Below are 20,778 nucleotides of genomic sequence, written 5' to 3'. Positions count from 1 at the left end.
ACGGAATGTTTCACAAAAAGTAAAGAGCGAATGAGTGAATGAGCGAATGAGTGTCTAAACTTGACTCCACTTTTTCGCTCTTTCACTCATTCGCTCTTTACTTTTTAGTCAGCCCAGACCTTGGTGCCTTCTGTACAGTTGCGGCACATATCGATCTCGGAGCGGGACCGGAGTAAGGTCTGGCGGAAATCGGTGTAGGCCGCACCTTGCCAAAGGTCAGCGAAGGATTCGGTCTGGAGGTCGCCGAGTCGATGGTGGGCGTCTTTATCGAAGCAGCAGGGAACAACGAGTCCATCCCAGGTAATGACGCAGGAATGCCACATCTTCCAGCAGTGATCACCAAAGCCGTTTTTGATTCGATACGTCCCGTCGGCTTGTGGCGCATACCGGCTATACTTATCCAGGGTCGGTATCAGGTCGGAGCCATGCTCGTACTCGTAAATCTGAGCCGTTTTCAACCCCACTTCGTCAACACCCAGTTCGCGGGCCAGTTTGTTCACTTCAGCAATCTGGTGCTCGTTGGGCTTCACAACGAGAAATTGAAAGACCACATGTGGAGTGCGCGACTTGAGCTCTTTTTTCCAGCGAATAATATTTTTTGTACCCTCCAGCACTTTCTCCAGCTTCCCACCTACCCGATATTGCTCATACACGTCCTGCGTGGTGCCATCAATCGATATAATCAGGCGATCCAGGCCCGATTCTACCGTTTTACGGGCGTTGGCATCCGTTAGATAGTGTGCATTAGTACTGGTCGCCGTATAAATATTACGATCTGTAGCATAGCGTACCAGTTCCAGAAATTGAGGGTGCAGGTAAGGTTCGCCCTGAAAGTAGAAAATCAGATAAAGTAGAGTTTCGTGCAGCTCGTCGATGGTTCGCTTGTAAAGCTCTTCGCCCAGCATTCCGGTTGGGCGGGTAAAGGATCGTAATCCGCTGGGGCACTCCGGACAGCGCAGGTTGCAGGAAGTCGTTGGCTCGAATGAGACCGACATGGGTAAGCCCCGGTGCGTGGCTTTCCCCGTTCGCCGGGACTCATAATAACTATACACCACCTTCAGCGCATTGGCGATGCGTTTGGGCGTTAGTTTAGAAGCGAAGTTAAGACCGTCAAGTACGTTGCGATTCATGTAGTAAAGGTACACTCAAGCGATGGCATTTGGCTTAATAAAGCATCCGCCATTCATCAACTTTTTGTTGAGATAACTCTCCGGGGTAAGAAGAAGGTTTTTCCTTGGACCGTGTCCTCACGGCCCACGGAGTATAAACTAATCACGTAGCTTCGGCAATTGATAAACCTGACAGCCTGCTTCCTCAAAAACCACTTCGCCAGGCACAAGTCCCAAGCCGGTTTTTGGTAAATCGCCAGTCATACTGGCCACAAAGGTATACCCGGTTGGTTCGGTGTGTGTCCAGACTATGTAGCTCTTGCCATCCGTCGGGCCAACCAGCCAGCGGGTTTCTTTACCGGCAATAGCAGACCAGATACTTTCCGCAAAAACCCGCATTCGGCCGATAGCTGCAAATTGTTCCGCATTTTGTCCCCAGATAAACGGGCCATGCGTTACCTTGTCGGGCTGGCGGTCGTCTTCAATCTGAAAAACATAGAGTTTTGTGTACTCTTCGTTGAGTCCCCGTTTTTCGTGCCGATTCCGCACTTCGAAACCCAGCCCGACGTAGCTGGGCATGTCTGTTAAAAACAGTGCCGTGAAATAACGAAACAGATTACCGGTGCGATAAAACGCATCGAACCTTGGGTCGTCCTTATCGGCAGTCATCACGGTAAAGTTAGGCGCAAACCGACGCGTTTTGAGGTGATCGACATAAGTGGCAAACTGCCGACGGAATTCCGGCGAGCCCACGACAAGCGATTGCAAATCGCCCAGGGTCGAATCAGCTTCGATGGCCTCCAGATGATCGAGTTCGTCGCCATAACCCATTGTGTCGGGCGGAGCCAGAAAGGTTTCGGCAAAAAATGCATAATACGGAACGCCACTCGCCTGTACGTATTTTTTTATGGCCTGTAAGGGATCATAAAACGCATCGGGATTGGCCGGAACGCCCGACGGACGAAGCTGCACATGGGCCATATCACCCCGCATAAAGTCGAAGTTATATTTCTGCTGGCAGTCTTTCACCTTCCGGCAGATGTAATTCCAGGCAGGCAGATTGGGCCGATCGAAGTCAAGTTCCCAATGCTCATTATTGTCCTTCGATTCGTAAAAACGGTACCGCGCCAGCGGCCCGAACACCCGCGACATTTGCTGAGGCTTATCGAAGGCATACTGGTACCAGATTTGCCCAAAATCGTCCGTCGTAAAGTCGTCCGCATCGATGTGTAAACCACGGTACGGGGGCGCCATGGTCATGGGCAGCGTCTCCAGCCCCTGCGCGGTGAGGTGACGGATCAGGCCCAGCCGTCTGGTCAGCCGACCGTTATAATCATTCGGCAATCCGAATAGAATCCGCTGGCGCTGATCATCGGTCAGTCCGGGTACACCAACCGTCGAAGTCGTTGCAAAGAAAGCGTCTTTGGTGAAGGTTAAAGGAGTTCCATCGGCAGCTCCACGGAACTTAAGAAATTGCCAGATCGCTTCCTCTACGTAGCGATACACCAGGCTCGAGTGATCCAGTAACGTAGTCGGGTTCCCGCCCTTTTCGTCGCGTTGCACCCACTCGAATAACGATGGCGATGCCAGCACCATCTCCGAAAAGCGATCGGTATGCGGAATCACGTCCATGCCCACAGTTCGCCCCATGGCGTGAAGCAGGTTGGTGACTACCTTCAGTTGTTTTTCGACGGAGTCGAGGCCGGGGACAAAACGAGCCAGTTCGACATCAAAAAACTCTGGATTGATTTGCCAGCTCACCATGCCATACAAACTCCCGACGACTCCCGGCTCCCAGATGGGCAGCAAATGGATACTGTCGTGACTGGCGGGTAAGGTCAGTACATAGGTAATCACTTTCCAGAAGGAGCCCAGGGTACGAACATTCACCCCAACCATATTACTGCGTTTCAGCCATGAACCATCCGAATAGATCTGGGCAGGACTATCCAGCGTTTCGGCCGGGTCCAACGCCCGGCGAAGCGTTTCATGACCAAGTCGTTTATGCAGAATTTCCAGCGTTTGATACACCGAAAACTGCACAGCCGTTTGCGGCAACAGGTTGGCTATAAACGACAAACGACCCGATTGATAGGCCTCTGTATACGCAGCGTATTGCTGATACCAATCGGCTTGAAGCGTTTCGATGGAGGTTGACATGAGACAAATGTAAAACGGTTTTGATAAAACCAAATACGCCCTCTTTTGTGTCAAAAGAACACAGAGTAAGCCGTTGTACCCCTCGTAGCAAGTTCAAAGAACCGTCAACACGTGCCTCTTGGTCAGCTTGTCAATACGTTCGCAATACTTTTAGCTGGTGGTTTTTATTGATTCGGATGTGGGGATTACTAATGATATGGAACAAGGCTCCGCTCAGCACCAATGTCCCCACAACGGGTAGTGTGTTGCTGTAAAATCCGCGATTATTGACGATATCTGCCAGCAGATAAACACCCCCGGCAATGGGAAAAAGCGTGCCGGCTGCCGTGACAAACGGTATCCGACGATGCAAATAAACTTTCTGAACATCAGTAAAGCGGAAGGTTACGGGTTCATCCCGGTTCATGACCTGATTAGCCATCAGCACACTGAACGTGCTATCCGTTACGTCATAGAGTTCTTCACGGTATTTTTCGCCCCCTGCTTTGAAATGTAGTTCATCGCCCACAAAAAACCGGTATCGCTGAAAGCCGCCCAGCAAATGGTTTACGTCGAGGGCCAGGTAGCGGGATGGCCTTAGCAAAGCCGTGTAGGCCGTGCCTTTGCGCTGCAACAGTTGTTCGGTGGTGAGGGTATCCTGTGGTTGAGCAATGGCGTATTGGCCTACCAGGACAAAAGCCACCATAAGCAGACGTCGGAATATTGACTTCATAAGCTGTGTGCGTGAATGAATCTATGGTCAATAACAGTATATTTTACGTAGTGGCCCCATTTTTTAGAAAAATTTAACCCATTCCCCAGCTGTTGGCTAATTTGCGACCATGATTACCGCGAACCAACTCCGACTATTTACCGAACAAATTTTCCTGGCCATTGGCTGCTCCGAAACGGATGCCCAACTGGCGGCCGATGTCCTCGTTAGTGCCGACCTGCGGGGTGTCGACTCACACGGCGTTGCACGTTTGCCAGGCTACATACGGCTTTACGATAATGGCCGAATTAATCCGCAACCTCATATTCGTGTCGTTCATGAAACGCCTTCAACGGCGGTGGTCGATGGCGACCGTGGCCTGGGTCTGGTGGTAGGTCCCTGGGCCATGCAGGTAGCCATCGAGAAAGCCCGCCTAGCCGGGACCGGCTGGGTGGCCGTGCGCAACTCCAACCACTTTGGCATTGCCGGCTATCATGCGCTCCTGGCTGCTGAACATGACATGATCGGGCAGGCGATGACGCATGCGGCCCCGCTGGTAGCGCCTACCTTTTCGTTGGATAAGCTTCTGGGTACTAACCCGATAGCGGTAGCCATTCCAGCCGCCACAGAACCGACCTTTCTGGCCGATTTCGCGTCGACAGCGGTGGCGTATGGCAAACTCGAAATTTTACAGCGTAAGGGGCAGGATGTTCCCCTGGGCTGGGCGCAGGATGCCGACGGCCAGCCGACAACGGATGCCAACGCGATCCGAAATGGTGGAGCACTGCTTCCGCTTGGCACCGACCGCGAACATGGTTCTCACAAGGGTTATGGGCTGGGCGCTATTGTCGATATTTTTTCGGGCGTGTTGTCGGGTGCCAATTACGGACCCTGGGTTCCTCCGTTTGCGACGGCAGGCTTTATGCAGGCTAATGAAGGCGTTGGCGCAGGAACAGGGCATTTTTTTGGTGCCATGCGCATTGATGCGTTTCGGCCCGCCAACGAGTTTAAAACCCACATGGACACCTGGATTCAACGATTCCGGCAAGCCAAAGCCATTGACGGAAAACAGGTACTGATTCCTGGCGACCCTGAACGGGAGATGGAAGCGGAACGACTCCAAAACGGCATTCCCGTTGTCGATCCCGTCATCAAAAGTCTGGAGGAACTCGGTGAACGCTTTGGGATTAAGTTGTAATTACAATCAACCCTTATACAAACTCGACTAGATGAAATACCGAAAACTCGGCAAAACAGGTTTTACCATTTCCGAAATCAGCCTCGGCACCTGGCAGGTAGGCGGCAAATGGGGCGATCCATTCAGCCACAATAACGCCGACCAGATTCTTAATGCGGCCGTGGATGCGGGCATTAATTTTATTGACACCGCCGATGTATATGGTGATGGGGAAAGCGAAAAAGCCGTTGGCCGACTTGTCCGGTCACGATCCGAACGGATTTACGTAGCCACCAAATGCGGTCGTCGGCTGCAACCGCATACTACTGAAGCGTATCAGCCCAACGTGCTGCGTGCCTTTGTGGAGGATAGCCTGCGCAATATGGGCCTGGAAACCCTTGACCTTATTCAATTGCACTGCCCGCCAACCGACGTTTTCTACCGGCCCGAAATCTTCGCCGAATTCGACCGGCTGAAGCAAGAGGGAAAAATCCAGCATCTTGGCGTCAGTGTCGAGAAAGTAGAGGAAGGCCTGAAAGCCATTGAGTTTCCAAACGTGACGACGGTGCAGATTATCTTTAACATGTTCCGGCAACGCCCTGCTGACTTGTTCTTCACCGAAGCCCTTCGGCGGGATGTGGGCGTCATTGTACGGGTGCCGCTGGCGAGTGGGTTGCTAACCGGCAAGTTCAGTGCCGATTCGACCTTCTCAGCCAATGATCACCGGAATTTTAATCGGCAGGGCGCAGCCTTCGATAAAGGGGAAACCTTCTCTGGCGTGGATTATGAAACAGGCCTGGCCGCCGTCGATGAACTTAGAGCTGTTTTCCCCGACGATGCTAACCTCGCCCCAGATGCCCTGCGTTGGATTTTAACCTTCGATGCGGTAAGCTGCATTATTCCCGGCGCGTCGAAACCCGACCACCTGACCTCCAATCTACAGGCTCTTGACCGGCCCGCGCCATCCGCCGACCAAATGGCGGCAGTGAAGCGAGTTTACGATGAACGAATCAAGAACCCAGTTCATTATTTGTGGTAATTCAAGTTGCGAGCCACCAAGGCGATCGCTAATATGGCCGCCTTGGTGGCTCGCAACCTAGAGTACAAGTGTTTATTTTCCCAGGAAAATCTGAAAGCCAATAGTTAATGACAAGAACTTTGAGGTTGACGTGGTATTCTCAATCGGATTTCCAGAAGCATCATAAAATTGGTTACCATTATTATATCGTTCCCATACATAATTCAGGCCAGCACTCAGGGCTACCGAACGATTGATAAAATAAGCGACCCCAATGCTTGGCGATACAATCGATGTAAATCCGCCGGATTTAAGCGTCTGATAACCCATTTCCGATCGTTGTCTTGTTGACGAGTAGGTGTAAGAAACACCTACATAAGGCTTTAACTTGTTGCTACCAACATAGTAACGCACATAAGGAGCCAAACCGATGCCCGTGCTTCTATAATGGACTTCTCCGTTTGAGTTGTAATATTTACTTGTATTTAAGCTAAGTGGTACGCCAGTGCCCACTACTAAATTATTCGCCACAAAGTAACCTGCCGAAGGGGATATACTCCCGGAGAATGAATTGTATCCATTATGGGTGCTGTATTGAAAATTTCCCACTTGGGCACCAACGGTCCAACGCCCTTTCTCAGTTTGGGCTATTACGGCCGAGAATCCCAGCAAAACAAAGGCTAGTGTACATACTATTGTCTTCATAAGTGTTGACATGTTAATCATTGAATACAATAGTAAACTATACGCTTCCCCTAATACAAATTTTTAGTATTATTTAACGCGAACTAGACGTTTTTGGGCGCGTAGCACTTTAATGTTTGTGGCAAAAGCGTCTTTTGAGTCAACCTGCATGCTGTAGGTACGTCCAGCTTGTCCATCAGGTCATTTTGCTATAAACCTTCCGTTTCTATGGTACTTAATCTACTCGTAATCAATAACAAGATCCCATATTCCGCATTATTATTTAACAAAAAAAAGACCCAACTAATGTCGGGTCTTTTCATAAAAAAAATAGTCCAGGTCTGTCTGCTAGCGACCCGTCACGGCTTTCTTGAAAGTGCCGTCTGAACCAAACAGCAGGGCAACCCGCTTTTTGTCCGTTGTGGTAATCGCAACGAGGTAATCGCCGGATATTTTTTCCTGCACAGCTTTATCGATCGTAGCACCGGCATAATTCGTATTGATGTACGATGTAATAGCGGCTGGCAGGCTAGACGCGGCTACAGGTGTCACATCCGGACCCTTGCCGGGGTGAGGATGATGGGCGGAATCAGCCTTCGGTGGTCTTGGATGATTTACAGAATCGCCGGGCGCGTGTTTGGGGTGATGTGCGGAATCGCCGGGGGCATGGTTGGCAGAATCGCGGGGAGGACGACGAGGCCCACCCTCGGCTACTTTTACGAAGGTACCATCAGCCTTGAACAGCAATAATTTAATGGTGCTGTTGACTGTAATCGCCACCACATAATTTCCTTTTTCATCTTTCAGGGCTTCCTTAATGGTTGCGCCAGCATAGTTCGTGCTGATGTACGTCGTAATGGCGGCAGGTAGCGTCGCGGCATCTACGGCGGTCAGGTTGTGCGGTCCGGTAAGCGACGTGCTCACGACGCCACCCGAACGGGCAGAAGCATCAGCAGTGGATGGATCGACGGAGTTACGGTTACAGGCATTCAGGCTTACCACCAGGGCAGCCACGCAACTAAACACAAGCAGTGCTTTCATAAATGTATTAGGTTGGTTTTGTTAAAAAAATGTAAACGGAAACTAAACCCAAAGCAGACCCGTTTCCCGGCAATGTTCACTGTACGTACTAGGTATATCTACCGTTGCAGTCAGAAGAAAAAAAGTAAGCCAGCCTCCATTCATGAATAAAATCGCAGTAATCTGAAACGTTATAAGCGCTTAAGTATAAACAGTGTAGCGCATCCGCGATAGCCATTTTTGTCGCGCTGACGTCAGCGCGACAAAAATAAACTAAGGCATTGCTGAATAGCCGATCTTATAGATTGCAGCTGATACGTATACTTCTGTCTTATTATCCGTTAATTTATAAGCAACTACAATCCTTTATATTTACAGTGATTTCTTTGTACATTATGCGCCCAAACATGATTCTGTTTGGCAAATTATTTCTGTCGCCATATATTGTTCTATGAAAAAACAAAAGGCCCACCAATCACAATCGCAGACACTCAATGGAATGACTCAATCACAGGGTCAGGACAATGGCAATTTTTCGTTCAGCGATTATAATACGGAAGATTTTTTTGATGAGATGTTCGCCAGCCAAATGCAGGTAAGAGACGGATACGTTCCGTTTCAGCAACGCGTTGAACAACTCACCCGCGAGGATCTTATTGGGCGACAGCATGCAGCCGAACGGGCGCTGATGAGCATGGGCATCACCTTCAATGTCTACTCGGAAGGCGAAGGAACCGAACGCATCATGCCCATCGATATCATTCCCCGCATCATCGAATCGGCCGAATGGGATCGACTCGAAGCAGGCCTGATTCAGCGCATTAAGGCCATCAATATGTTTCTGGACGATGTGTATAACGAGCAGCGTATCTTGAATGACGGCGTTGTACCGCGCGACCTGATCGAGTCCAGCAAATCCTTTTTGCCTGCCTGTCTGGGTGTCAGGCCGCCAAAAGGCATCTGGTGCCACATTACCGGCACCGACCTTATCCGGGGTGCCGATGGCACCATGATGGTTCTGGAAGACAACCTGCGCTGTCCGTCGGGCGTTTCGTACATGCTGGAAAACCGGGAACTCAACAAGCAGACATTCCCGGAAGTGCTGGCCCAGACCGGAGTTAGACCGGTGTCCGATTATCCTACCCGGTTGCTCCAGATGCTTCAATACATCGCCGACCGACCCAATCCAACGGTGGTTGTACTAACGCCAGGTATTTACAACTCAGCTTATTTCGAACATTCGTATCTGGCCCAGCAAATGGGCGTCGAGCTGGTAGAAGCCCGCGACCTGGTCGTATCCGGTGGGTATGTGAAGATGCGCACTACCAAAGGATTCCAAATCGTCGATGTCATTTACCGCCGGATCGATGACACCTTCCTGGACCCACAGGCGTTTAATCCGGATTCAATGATTGGCGTACCCGGCATTTTTGAAGTCTATAAAAAAGGACGGGTGGCCTTGGCCAATGCGCCTGGTACCGGTGTCGCCGACGACAAAGTAATTTATGCCTACGTTCCCCGTATTATTCAGTACTACATGGGCGAAGAACCCATCATTCCAAACGTGCGAACATACATCTGCCGGGAAGAAGAGGATTGCCAATACGTCATGGATAACATCGAACAATTGGTCGTTAAAGAAGCCAACGAAGCTGGAGGATATGGTATGCTTATCGGGCCAAAAGCCTCACCGGAAGAGCACGATTCGTTCCGTCAGAAAATCAGGGAAAATCCTCGCAACTACATTGCTCAGCCTACTATTTCGCTTTCGAGAGTTCCCTGCATTGTGGGCGACCATGCCGAAGGTAGACACGTAGACCTGCGCCCATATATTCTCTACGGGGATGGGGTAAATGTTATTCCGGGCGGCCTCACCCGAGTAGCCCTTCGTAAAGGTTCGCTCGTTGTTAATTCCTCGCAGGGCGGAGGAGGCAAAGATACCTGGGTGTTGTATTGAGGTTTGTGGTATACGGGTTGAGGTTTACGGTTGTGCATCCGTGGCCCGTGTCTTCACGGGCCACGGAAAACTGATTCGAATGTGGTCCGTGAGGACACGGACCACGAAAACGACACATCCCCCAAATGCACAACCAAAAACCGTAAACCACAACCCATCTCTTTCTCCTCCATTACCACAAAATTGCTTTGCCTGATCTGTCCATTATCATTGTTAATTACAAGACGCCCCAGCTCATATTGAATTGTCTGGCGTCGATTTATGCGTATACGGAAGGCATTACGTTTGAGATACTGGTCGTCGACAACCAATCGGGAGATAACAGTCAGGCGATTATCCAGACAGTTTATCCAGCCATACGGTGGTTTCAGATGGGCTATAATTCGGGCTTTGCCCGAGCCAATAATTTCGGCATTCGTCAGGCTCAAGCGCCTTTACTTCTTTTACTCAATTCAGACACACTCCTGGTCGACAATGCGCTGGCCAGCGCTGTCAGGGTACTGCAAAACCAGCCGGATGTAGCGGCCGTGAGTGCGGTACAGCTAAAAGCGGATCGGCAACTGCGCCCCAATCTGTACACTACGTTTGGGCAGATGCGCCGGGCATTTTATATCCTGCCTGGCGGAGAAGCAGCCGAGCGACTGCTGAACCGGTTGATGCCCGATCCCCATTTTGCTGACCCAAATCAGGTAGAATGGCTGTCGGGCGCGTTTTTGATGACCCGCCAATCCGTCATCGACAAAGCAGGCATGATGGACGAATGTTTTTTCATGTACGGTGAAGATGTTGAGTGGGGTTATCGACTGGGAAAACAGGGACGTCTCCTACTATTGCGTGATGTCCAGTTCATTCATCTGGAATATGGCAGTAGTGAAGATAACCAGCAACACGTGGTTACGCACATCAACCGCTTTAAATCACAGGTGCAGGTATCGCAACTACTCTGGGTACGTAAGCAGTATGGAATGAGCGCGTACCTGGTGCTTATATTCCATTATATCCTGATGATTCCTGTCGTATTCGTCTGGAAACTAGCCGTTAACATTCGGGATCGGCAACTCCTGTTCGGTGGTCTGGAAAACCAACGGGCGTTTGCCAAACAGGTAGGCGTTTTCCTCCAATTCTTCTGGAAAACCGTCTTTAACAGACCGGGTTTTTACAAAGTTTAATCACGGCGTTAGTCACCAGCAAAAAGAATACGCTTTTCCATTTGTTTACGTTTAAGATGCAAATGGACTAATCGTATGCGATTTATTTACAGTCTTGGCCTTCCGGTTTTCTTCCTAAGTTGTATCCTATTGCCGGGCGTCAGCCAGGCCACCCACGTACGGGCGGGGGAAATCACGACAAAACGGATTTCCACAACCTCCCTGACGTACGAGATTACGTTTACCGCCTATTATGACTATACCACCGGCCCAAATGGCGGAAAGCAGGCAGCCGATTTGGCTAACGAGTATACCATGTGCTTTGGCGACGGGACCACCGAGGTAGTTAAGCGAAGCAAAATAACGTACATCAACGGCAACACCTCATCCATAAACATTTATAAGACTACGCATACCTATGCTGGGCCGGGCACCTTCACCATTGGCATTACCGTTGTCAATCGCAATAAGGGAACGATTAATCTGCCTCCACCCGATCAGTCATTAATCATTCCTTTTTTCGTCTCCACGACGATTTACATCAATGCAGCCCTGCTGACCAACTCCACCCCGGTGATGCTCAACCCACCCCTAGACTCGGGACGGGTCGGCCAGAAGTTTTGCCACAACCCGGCCGCCTTCGATGCCGATGGCGACAGCCTCGCCTACCGATTGAGTGTGCCCAAAACGGCACCTACCGATAATAGTTGTGTCGGACGGGCAATCGCAGTTTATCAGGACCCTACCCGCTTTAGCACCGCCCGCGAGGACGGCGGTGCACCGCCTACCTTCTCAATCAACCCCATCACCGGCGAACTCTGCTGGGATGCCCCTGGTGAACTCGGCCAATTTAACTTCGCTTTCATCATCGAGGAGTGGCGTAATGGCGTGCTCATTGGCGAGATCACCCGAGACATGCAGATCATTGTGGTCGACAGCCCCAACAAACGACCCCTTATCCAGCCCATCCCCGACCTCTGCGTCGAAGCGGGCACCCTCATCAACCAACCCGTCACCGCCACCGACCCCGATGGACAACGCGTCATCATCTCCGGCTTCGGCGGGGTCTTCAACATCGGAGCCGACCGGCAGCCCCTGCCAGCGGCCGAGCTCATCCAGCCCGCTTACGCCCGACTCATCAACGGAGACATCACCCAAAACCAACCTGCCACCGCCACCTTCACCTGGCAGACCAACTGCAACCAGATCCGGGAAACCCCCTACGACGTCACCTTCAAGGTCACCGATGTGCCCCCCAAACCCACCCCCTCCCTGGTCTCCTTCCAGACCTTCCGCATCCGGCTCATCGGTCCACCCATCCAGAACCTCACCGCCCGGCCCACCGCCACCGCCAACGGCAGAGCCATCCAGCTCAACTGGAGCCCCTACACCTGCGGACTGCCCGGTACCAAGCTGGCCATCTACCGCAAAGAGGGCTGTGAGCCCCTTGTCCTGGACAAGTGCTCCACCGGGGTGCCACCGGGCTACACCCTCATCGCTCAGGTGCCCACCTCCGCCACCACCTACACCGACACCTCCGCCCTGCGACGGGGCGTCACCTACTCCTACCGACTGGTGGCCCTCTACCCCGATGTCAACGGGGGCACCAACGGCGGAGCCAGCCGGGCCTCCGAGCAGGCCTGTCTGAACCTGCCCCTGCTGGCACCCGTCATCACCCAGGTCACCGTCGACTCCACCCAAACCGCCACCGGACAGATCACCGTCCGCTGGACACGACCCATCGGGCTCAACCCCGGCGACCTGGGCGGGCCCTACCAGTACCGGCTCCAGCGGGCCACCGGCCTGGACGGCACCACTTACACCCCCATCGCCACCATCAACACCTCCCTCCAGCCTTCAGCCGCTGACACCGTCTACATCGACCGGGGAAGCTCCACCTCGGCCCTCAACACGGTGGCCAACGCTTACCGCTACCGCCTGGAGTTCTACTACACCGACCCCACCACGGGCCAGCTCACCCGGCTCGATGTGACCGAGCCGGCCTCCTCGGTGCGCCTGGCGGCCAGCCCCGCCAACCGCCAGATCACCCTCTCCTGGCAGGCCAACGTGCCCTGGAGTAACGACAAGCAGACTCACGACATCTACCGCAGCCGGACAGGACCCAACGGCCCCTTCAACAAGATCCGCGAGGTGGCCGTCCAGGCAGCCCCCTACGTCTTCACCGATGACGGCACCGATAGCTTCCTGGCCGATGGCAACACCAGCCGGGTGCTCTCGGCCGATTCGAGCTACTGCTACCGGGTGATGACCCGTGGGCAGTACACCGATGCTCAGCTGACCCGCCTGGGCATCCTGACCAACTACAGCCAGATCCTCTGTGCCAGCCCCACCGACACCACCCGGCCCTGCCCGCCCAGCCTCTCGCTCGACAGCCTGGCCTGTGCCAGGCTGACCAATGAGAGCCTCTGCGACCAGACCAGCTTCACCAACCAGCTCAGCTGGACGCCGGGCGGGGGGCCCAGCTGTGATGCCAACGTGGCGGCCTACAAGATCTACTACGGTCGCTACCGGCAGGACACGCTGGCCGCCCTGAGCAGCGTGGCCGTGCCTGCCACCCGCTTCGAGCACAGCAACCTGAGCACGGTGGCGGGCTGTTACTATGTGACGGCGGTGAGCCAGCGGGGGCTGGAGAGTGCGCCTTCCAACAAGGTCTGCAACGAGGCCTGCCCCTCGTTTGTGCTGCCCAACGTGTTCACCCCCAACGGGGATGGCAAGAACGATGTGTTTACACCGTTGAAGTGTCCTCGGTTTGTCGAGCAGGTGAGCTTTGTGGTCTACACCCGGTGGGGGGCCAAGGTCTATGAGAGCACGGGGGCAACGCTGAGCTGGGATGGGCGGGGCAGCGACGGGTCGGCTTTGCCCACGGGTTTGTACTACTACCAGGCCACGGTTCGGTTTGCCTTGCTGGACCGCAACGCCCCGCCCCTGATCCTCAAAAGCTGGGTCCAGATCATTCGGGAGGAGATGACGTTGCGGTAGAAAATAGGCTAATGAGTGGCGTAAAAGGAGAAAGAAATAGCCACAAACTATTTCTCTTTCTCCTTTTTTCTTTTTACCTTATCTTACAACCTAATATTAATACACTTTTCACCCGGTGAAGCGTTTTAAGAAAAACGCGATAATTCTATGCGGTTTCTTTATCTATCTGGGCTTTTGAGCCTTTTTTTGGGTGCTGTACTCTACCCCAGCATTAGTCAGGCAACCCACGTTCGGGCTGGCGAGATTACGACTAAACGTATTTCCCAAACTTCCCTAACATACAAAGTAACCTTTACGGCCTATTTTGATGAAGTGAAAGGTAAACCGGCAGCCGATCAGGCAGAAAATTACACGTTCTGCTTTGGTGATGGCACAACGGCTGATGTTCGGCGCAGTAGCCGTGTTTACATTAATGGCCGGACGTCATCGGTTAACAGCTATACGGCTATTCATACCTATCCCGGACCTGGTACTTACACCATTGGGGTTACTGTACCTAACCGAAACGCTGATACCAAGAACCTTCCGCCAGCCGCCAGCTCTGACCAAATTCGATTCTTTGTATCGACGACGATTTACATCAATGCAGCCCTGCTGACCAACTCCACCCCGGTGATGCTCAACCCACCCCTAGACTCGGGACGGGTCGGCCAGAAGTTTTGCCACAACCCGGCCGCCTTCGATGCCGATGGCGACAGCCTCGCCTACCGATTGAGTGTGCCTGCAACTAGTTTGACGGATAACGGATGTGTCGGTCGAGCGATCCCCGCCTATCAGGATCCGACTCGCTTTAGCACCGCCCGCGAGGACGGCGGTGCACCGCCTACCTTCTCAATCAACCCCATCACCGGCGAACTCTGCTGGGATGCCCCTGGTGAACTCGGCCAATTTAACTTCGCTTTCATCATCGAGGAGTGGCGTAATGGCGTGCTCATTGGCGAGATCACCCGAGACATGCAGATCATTGTGGTCGACAGCCCCAACAAACGACCCCTTATCCAGCCCATCCCCGACCTCTGCGTCGAAGCGGGCACCCTCATCAACCAACCCGTCACCGCCACCGACCCCGATGGACAACGCGTCATCATCTCCGGCTTCGGCGGGGTCTTCAACATCGGAGCCGACCGGCAGCCCCTGCCAGCGGCCGAGCTCATCCAGCCCGCTTACGCCCGACTCATCAACGGAGACATCACCCAAAACCAACCTGCCACCGCCACCTTCACCTGGCAGACCAACTGCAACCAGATCCGGGAAACCCCCTACGACGTCACCTTCAAGGTCACCGATGTGCCCCCCAAACCCACCCCCTCCCTGGTCTCCTTCCAGACCTTCCGCATCCGGCTCATCGGTCCACCCATCCAGAACCTCACCGCCCGGCCCACCGCCACCGCCAACGGCAGAGCCATCCAGCTCAACTGGAGCCCCTACACCTGCGGACTGCCCGGTACCAAGCTGGCCATCTACCGCAAAGAGGGCTGTGAGCCCCTTGTCCTGGACAAGTGCTCCACCGGGGTGCCACCGGGCTACACCCTCATCGCTCAGGTGCCCACCTCCGCCACCACCTACACCGACACCTCCGCCCTGCGACGGGGCGTCACCTACTCCTACCGACTGGTGGCCCTCTACCCCGATGTCAACGGGGGCACCAACGGCGGAGCCAGCCGGGCCTCCGAGCAGGCCTGTCTGAACCTGCCCCTGCTGGCACCCGTCATCACCCAGGTCACCGTCGACTCCACCCAAACCGCCACCGGACAGATCACCGTCCGCTGGACACGACCCATCGGGCTCAACCCCGGCGACCTGGGCGGGCCCTACCAGTACCGGCTCCAGCGGGCCACCGGCCTGGACGGCACCACTTACACCCCCATCGCCACCATCAACACCTCCCTCCAGCCTTCAGCCGCTGACACCGTCTACATCGACCGGGGAAGCTCCACCTCGGCCCTCAACACGGTGGCCAACGCTTACCGCTACCGCCTGGAGTTCTACTACACCGACCCCACCACGGGCCAGCTCACCCGGCTCGATGTGACCGAGCCGGCCTCCTCGGTGCGCCTGGCGGCCAGCCCCGCCAACCGCCAGATCACCCTCTCCTGGCAGGCCAACGTGCCCTGGAGTAACGACAAGCAGACCCACGACATCTACCGCAGCCGATCAGGACCCAACGGCCCCTTCAACAAGATCCGCGAGGTGGCCGTCCAGGGCACGCCCTACGTCTTCACCGATGACGGCACCGATAGCTTCCTGGCCGATGGCAACACCAGCCGGGTGCTCTCGGCCGATTCGAGCTACTGCTACCGGGTGATGACCCGTGGGCAGTACACCGATGCTCAGCTGACCCGCCTGGGCATCCTGACCAACTACAGCCAGATCCTCTGTGCCAGCCCCACCGACACCACCCGGCCCTGCCCGCCCAGCCTCTCGCTCGACAGCCTGGCCTGTGCCAGGCTGACCAATGAGAGCCTCTGCGACCAGACCAGCTTCACCAACCAGCTCAGCTGGACGCCGGGCGGGGGGCCCAGCTGTGATGCCAACGTGGCGGCCTACAAGATCTACTACGGTCGCTACCGGCAGGACACGCTGGCCGCCCTGAGCAGCGTGGCCGTGCCTGCCACCCGCTTCGAGCACAGCAACCTGAGCACGGTGGCGGGCTGTTACTATGTGACGGCGGTGAGCCAGCGGGGGCTGGAGAGTGCGCCTTCCAACAAGGTCTGCAACGAGGCCTGCCCCTCGTTTGTGCTGCCCAACGTGTTCACCCCCAACGGGGATGGCAAGAACGATGTGTTTACACCGTTGAAGTGTCCTCGGTTTGTCGAGCAGGTGAGCTTTGTGGTCTACACCCGGTGGGGGGCCAAGGTCTATGAGAGCACGGGGGCAACGCTGAGCTGGGATGGGCGGGGCAGCGACGGGTCGGCTTTGCCCACGGGTTTGTACTACTACCAGGCCACGGTTCGGTTTGCCTTGCTGGACCGCAACGCCCCGCCCCTGATCCTCAAAAGCTGGGTCCAGATCATTCGGGAAGAAACCAGTTTACGCTAAATAGAAAAAGGCCGGTTCAACCGGCCTTTTTCTATTTCATGTTGTGATAAACCATCTGAACATCGTCGTCCTCTTCGATTCGCTCAATGAGCTTCTCTACATCGGCGGCTTCCTCGTCCGTCAACTCTTTATAGTCATTCGGGATACGCTCAAACTCAGCCTGTTTAATTTCGTACCCTTTCTCTTCCAAAAATTTCTGGACACTGCCAAATGCCGTAAATTCACCATAAATGATGTACTGATTGGCTTCTTCATCGAATTCTACTTCATCACCGCCTACGTCGATCAGTTCAAGTTCAAGCTCTTCCTGGTCGATGCCTTCGGCGGGAATCCGGAATACCGACTTCCGGTCGAACATAAAGTCGAGCATGCCCTGCGTGCCCAGGCTACCCCCCAGTTTGTTCAGGTAACTACGAACGTTGGCTACAGTGCGGTTATGGTTATCCGTAGCCGTTTCAATTACGAGCGCAATGCCATGAGGAGCATAGGCTTCGTACACGATTTCTTTGTAATCCTCCTGCTCCTTGGACGATGCCTTTTTAATGGCCCGGTCTACGTTTTCTTTCGGCATGTTAGCCGCCTTGGCATTCTGGATAATAGCCCGTAGCCGACCGTTGGTGTCAGGATCTGGACCACCGCCCTTAACGGCCATCACAATGTCTTTACCGATACGGGTGAAGGTCTTGGCCATCTGCCCCCATCGTTTCATTTTTCGGGCTTTCCGGTATTCAAATGCGCGTCCCATTATTCGTTTTTGGTTTGTGCGTTTCGGGTTTTGGTATACAGTTTGTGGTTTACGGTTGGCTGACGCAAAAGTGGCCCGTGAGAGCACGAGCCACGGATGCAGCCGGTCCGCTGTAAACTACACACCGTAAACCTATTTTACTGCTCTATTACTTCCAAATTTAATGCGGGTATATCGACCTGGCCCCGTAACAAGTCATCGAACGTTTCGCGTTGACGGATCAGGTATGGACGTCCCTCATACACAAGCACTTCGGCAGGGCGAAACCGGGCGTTGTAATTCGATGCCATACTGAAGCCATACGCGCCCGCATTCTCGAACGACAGCACATCGCCGGGTTTTACTTCAGGCAATGAGCGATCAGTAGCAAAGGTGTCCGTCTCGCAAATATACCCGACGACGTTGTAGGTTTTCTCAACTGGCGTTTCGTCCGCCACCGATGGATTCGAGATGTTTTTGATGTCGTGATACGCATCGTACATCATGGGGCGAATCAGGTGATTCAAGCCAGAATCAACAGCTACAAACGTGCGTGTCGGATTCTCCTTAACGATATTGGTTTTAACCAGCAGATGCCCGCTTTCGCTGACCAGAAACTTACCCGGCTCAAACCAAAGCTCGATATCGCGCCCGTATTGCTGACAGAAATTCTGAAAAGCCGCTGATACTTTACGGCCCAGCTCGGCCACGTCAGTTACGTGATCGCCTTCTTTGTAAGCTACTTTAAAGCCACTGCCAAAGTCGATGAATGTCAGATTTGGGTAATCGGCAGCGAGGTCGAACAGGATATCCGCTCCACGCAGAAAGGCATCGGCGTTCTTGAAATCCGAGCCGGTATGAATGTGCAGCCCAGAAACCGGAATCTGGTACTTTTCAGTCAGTTCACGAATGGCGTCCCGCTGCAGAATTGAAACACCAAATTTGGAATCGGCATGACCCGTCGAAATCTTGATATTGCCGCCCTCGCTAATGTGCGGGTTGATCCGGATACTAACCGCGACCTGACTTCCATACGTTTGACCCACCCATTCCAGCAGCGGCAGGCTGTCTACATTGAGCTGTAAGCCCAAATCAACCGCTTCGCGGATCTCCTCAAACGACACGCCACTGGGGGTAAACATGATCTGGCCCGGTGCAAAACCAGCCAGCATACCCATGCGGGCTTCGTTGACCGATACCGAATCCATTTCAACGCCCTGCTGACGCATCAACTTCAAAATTGATATATTGGTCAGTGCCTTGGCCGCATACTTTATCTTTAGGTTGACTCCGCTAAAGGATGACCGGAGCAAGCCGATTTTTTCGATAATTTTGTCAGCGTCGTAGACGTATAAAGGCAAACCGAATTCATCGGCTATATCCAATACATTGACATCCTGAATCTGGTAAGTACGGTTATTTAGTTGCATGACTTCATTGAACGAACCGCAAAATTACGCCATCTTTCCCCCATGTACAAAATTCAGTTACTCTTAGTCCTTCTATTATCTGGTCAGGCCGTGTTATATGGCCAGTCGACGGCGAAGCGACAGGCTCCCGTTGCCCGAAATGGCAAAAAAAATGCAGTGCAGACGAAGGTGCTTCAGTCGGGGCCGATGGTTGGCTATTCGGACATGCGCGAGGTAAAACTCTGGGTGCAAACCAGTCAGCCGGCTCATGTCCAGATCCGTTACCATGAAGACAAAAGCTCGGCTGACGGCAACCCGCCGACCAGTTATGTGACCAACGAAGTATACACCAACCGGCAAACGGCTTTTACAGCCCACCTGCTCGCCGATCAGGTGGAACCCGGAAAAAAGTACACGTACGAACTGTTGATCGAGGGCCAGAAGGTGAGCCTGCCCTACCCGACTCAGTTCCAAACCCAAAACCTGTGGCAGTGGCGGACCGACCCTCCGACGTTTCACTTCGGCGTCGGAAGCTGCACTTACGTCAACGAAGCTAGGTTCGACCGGCCCGGAACGCCCTACGGCGGAGGTTATGAGATTTTTACGGCGCTGGCGGCCCAGAAGCCCGATTTTATGCTCTGGACGGGCGACAATACCTACACGCGGGAGGCAGACTGGAACAGCCGTAGCGGGGTGTTGCGTCGGTATACCCATACGCGCTCGTTGCCGGAGATGCAGCCGCTGCTGGCCGCTACGCACAATTACGCCATCTGGGACGATCACGATTATGGGCCCGACGACTCCGATCGCTCTTACTGGTTGAAAGAAGTGACCCTCGACGCGTTCAAGTTATTCTGGGCAAATCCGAATTTTATATTCCCCGAAAGCTGTGCCGGTACGTTCACCTGGAACGACTGCCAGTTTTTTATGCTCGATGACCGCACGTTTCGGGCGCCCGACAAAATGCCCGACGGTCCCGACAAGACCTATTTTGCCGATAAACAACTTCAATGGTTATTGGACGCTCTAACATTCAGCAAAGCAACGTTCAAGTTTATCGTAACGGGTGGGCAGATTGTTAATCCAACCAAGTCATTTGAGAATTACGCCATTTACGGCACTGAACGCGACCGGCTGTTCAAAGCCATTTCGGACGCCAAAATTCCCGGCGTCCTGTTCATCACTGGCGACCGCCACCACTCGATCTTACACAAGCTGGATCGAGCCGGAACGTATCCGTTGTACGATCTAACCATATCGCCCCTGACGTCTAGCCCGGCAAAACCGCTGGCCGACGAGTTAAAGTTGCCGACTTACGTCGATGGCACCTTGGTCACAGACCGTAATTTTGGCCTTCTGAGTGTCAGCGGCCCCTTGGCCGATCGGGTGCTCAACATCAAAGTTTACGATCAGAAAGGCACTGAGCGCTGGAGCCGCGATGTGCGGGCGAGCGAGTTGAAATAAGTGTTCGGTATTCGGTTTGTGGTTATGCATCCGTGGCCCGTGTCCTCACGGGTCACCTTCACGTCAGAAACCGTTTCATGTCAGAAAAGTGGCCCGTGAGGACACGGGACACGGAAAACGATACGGGTCACGGATGCACAACCGTAAACATCAAACCGTATACCACAAACCTCAATAC

At 53.7% G+C, this 20,778-nt stretch carries 14 protein-coding genes; 7 read left to right on the top strand and 7 right to left on the bottom strand.

All coding sequences use genetic code 11. The features are described from left to right. Positions 1–104: 104 nt before the first annotated feature. The 3 genes from SD10_RS04565 to SD10_RS04555 form a co-directional block, all read right to left on the bottom strand. The gene (locus tag SD10_RS04565; RefSeq protein WP_046375885.1) at positions 105–1,130 is read right to left on the bottom strand and encodes an SPASM domain-containing protein; all 1,026 of its coding nucleotides are present in this window, start codon (positions 1,128–1,130) and stop codon (positions 105–107) included. 138 nt (positions 1,131–1,268) lie between these two features. After that, the gene (locus SD10_RS04560) at positions 1,269–3,269 is read right to left on the bottom strand and encodes an alpha-amylase family protein (RefSeq protein WP_046375884.1); all 2,001 of its coding nucleotides are present in this window, start codon (positions 3,267–3,269) and stop codon (positions 1,269–1,271) included. A gap of 130 nt (positions 3,270–3,399) precedes the next feature. Continuing rightward, positions 3,400–3,981, bottom strand: coding sequence for a hypothetical protein (locus SD10_RS04555; RefSeq protein WP_227699144.1), 582 nt, complete (start codon positions 3,979–3,981; stop codon positions 3,400–3,402). Between the two features lie 109 nt (positions 3,982–4,090). Between SD10_RS04555 and SD10_RS04550 the strand changes: the two genes are divergently transcribed. Together SD10_RS04550 and SD10_RS04545 are read left to right on the top strand one after the other, a co-directional pair. Then, the gene (locus SD10_RS04550; RefSeq protein WP_046375882.1) at positions 4,091–5,158 is read left to right on the top strand and encodes an Ldh family oxidoreductase; all 1,068 of its coding nucleotides are present in this window, start codon (positions 4,091–4,093) and stop codon (positions 5,156–5,158) included. A gap of 31 nt (positions 5,159–5,189) precedes the next feature. Further along, positions 5,190–6,176 carry an aldo/keto reductase gene (locus SD10_RS04545; protein WP_046375881.1) on the top strand — a complete coding sequence of 329 codons (987 nt, stop codon included), beginning with the start codon at positions 5,190–5,192 and terminating at the stop codon, positions 6,174–6,176. A 72-nt stretch (positions 6,177–6,248) separates the two neighbouring features. On the opposite strand, the gene SD10_RS29030 is transcribed toward SD10_RS04545, so the two are convergent. Together SD10_RS29030 and SD10_RS04535 are read right to left on the bottom strand one after the other, a co-directional pair. Further along, a complete protein-coding gene (locus SD10_RS29030) occupies positions 6,249–6,860 on the bottom strand; it encodes an outer membrane beta-barrel protein (protein WP_158500540.1) in 612 nt (203 codons plus the stop codon). A 327-nt stretch (positions 6,861–7,187) separates the two neighbouring features. Then, a complete protein-coding gene (locus SD10_RS04535; RefSeq protein ID WP_046375879.1) occupies positions 7,188–7,880 on the bottom strand; it encodes a PepSY-like domain-containing protein in 693 nt (230 codons plus the stop codon). A gap of 430 nt (positions 7,881–8,310) precedes the next feature. On the opposite strand from SD10_RS04535, the gene SD10_RS04530 reads away from it, so the two are divergent. The 4 genes from SD10_RS04530 to SD10_RS04515 all read left to right on the top strand — a co-directional run bounded on the left by SD10_RS04530 (position 8,311) and on the right by SD10_RS04515 (position 17,003). Continuing rightward, positions 8,311–9,816, top strand: a complete 1,506-nt coding sequence (locus SD10_RS04530; RefSeq protein WP_046375878.1) for a circularly permuted type 2 ATP-grasp protein — start codon at positions 8,311–8,313, stop codon at positions 9,814–9,816. 188 nt (positions 9,817–10,004) lie between these two features. Further along, complete coding sequence (locus SD10_RS04525) at positions 10,005–10,985, top strand: glycosyltransferase (protein WP_046375877.1); 981 nt, start codon at positions 10,005–10,007, stop codon at positions 10,983–10,985. 75 nt (positions 10,986–11,060) lie between these two features. Next, positions 11,061–13,964 carry a T9SS C-terminal target domain-containing protein gene (locus SD10_RS04520; RefSeq protein ID WP_046375876.1) on the top strand — a complete coding sequence of 968 codons (2,904 nt, stop codon included), beginning with the start codon at positions 11,061–11,063 and terminating at the stop codon, positions 13,962–13,964. A 147-nt stretch (positions 13,965–14,111) separates the two neighbouring features. After that, positions 14,112–17,003 (top strand): T9SS C-terminal target domain-containing protein, encoded by a 2,892-nt coding sequence (locus tag SD10_RS04515; RefSeq protein ID WP_046375875.1) that lies wholly within the window; start codon positions 14,112–14,114, stop codon positions 17,001–17,003. 31 nt (positions 17,004–17,034) lie between these two features. Here SD10_RS04515 and SD10_RS04510 read toward each other — a convergent pair whose 3' ends face one another. Both SD10_RS04510 and lysA read right to left on the bottom strand, forming a co-directional pair. Further along, complete coding sequence (locus SD10_RS04510; RefSeq protein WP_046375874.1) at positions 17,035–17,748, bottom strand: YebC/PmpR family DNA-binding transcriptional regulator; 714 nt, start codon at positions 17,746–17,748, stop codon at positions 17,035–17,037. Positions 17,749–17,885: 137 nt separating this feature from the next. Beyond that, on the bottom strand, positions 17,886–19,157 hold the full coding sequence (gene lysA / locus SD10_RS04505) for a diaminopimelate decarboxylase (RefSeq protein WP_046375873.1): 1,272 nt from the start codon (positions 19,155–19,157) through the stop codon (positions 17,886–17,888). Between the two features lie 42 nt (positions 19,158–19,199). On the opposite strand from lysA, the gene SD10_RS04500 reads away from it, so the two are divergent. Next, positions 19,200–20,600: an alkaline phosphatase D family protein gene (locus tag SD10_RS04500; protein ID WP_046375872.1), complete on the top strand. Its 1,401-nt coding sequence runs from the start codon at positions 19,200–19,202 to the stop codon at positions 20,598–20,600. Positions 20,601–20,778 lie beyond the last annotated feature (178 nt).

Origin of the sequence: Spirosoma radiotolerans (assembly GCF_000974425.1) — a bacterium.
Lineage (GTDB): Bacteria > Bacteroidota > Bacteroidia > Cytophagales > Spirosomataceae > Spirosoma > Spirosoma radiotolerans.
This window is presented reverse-complemented; position numbering and strand designations above follow the sequence as displayed.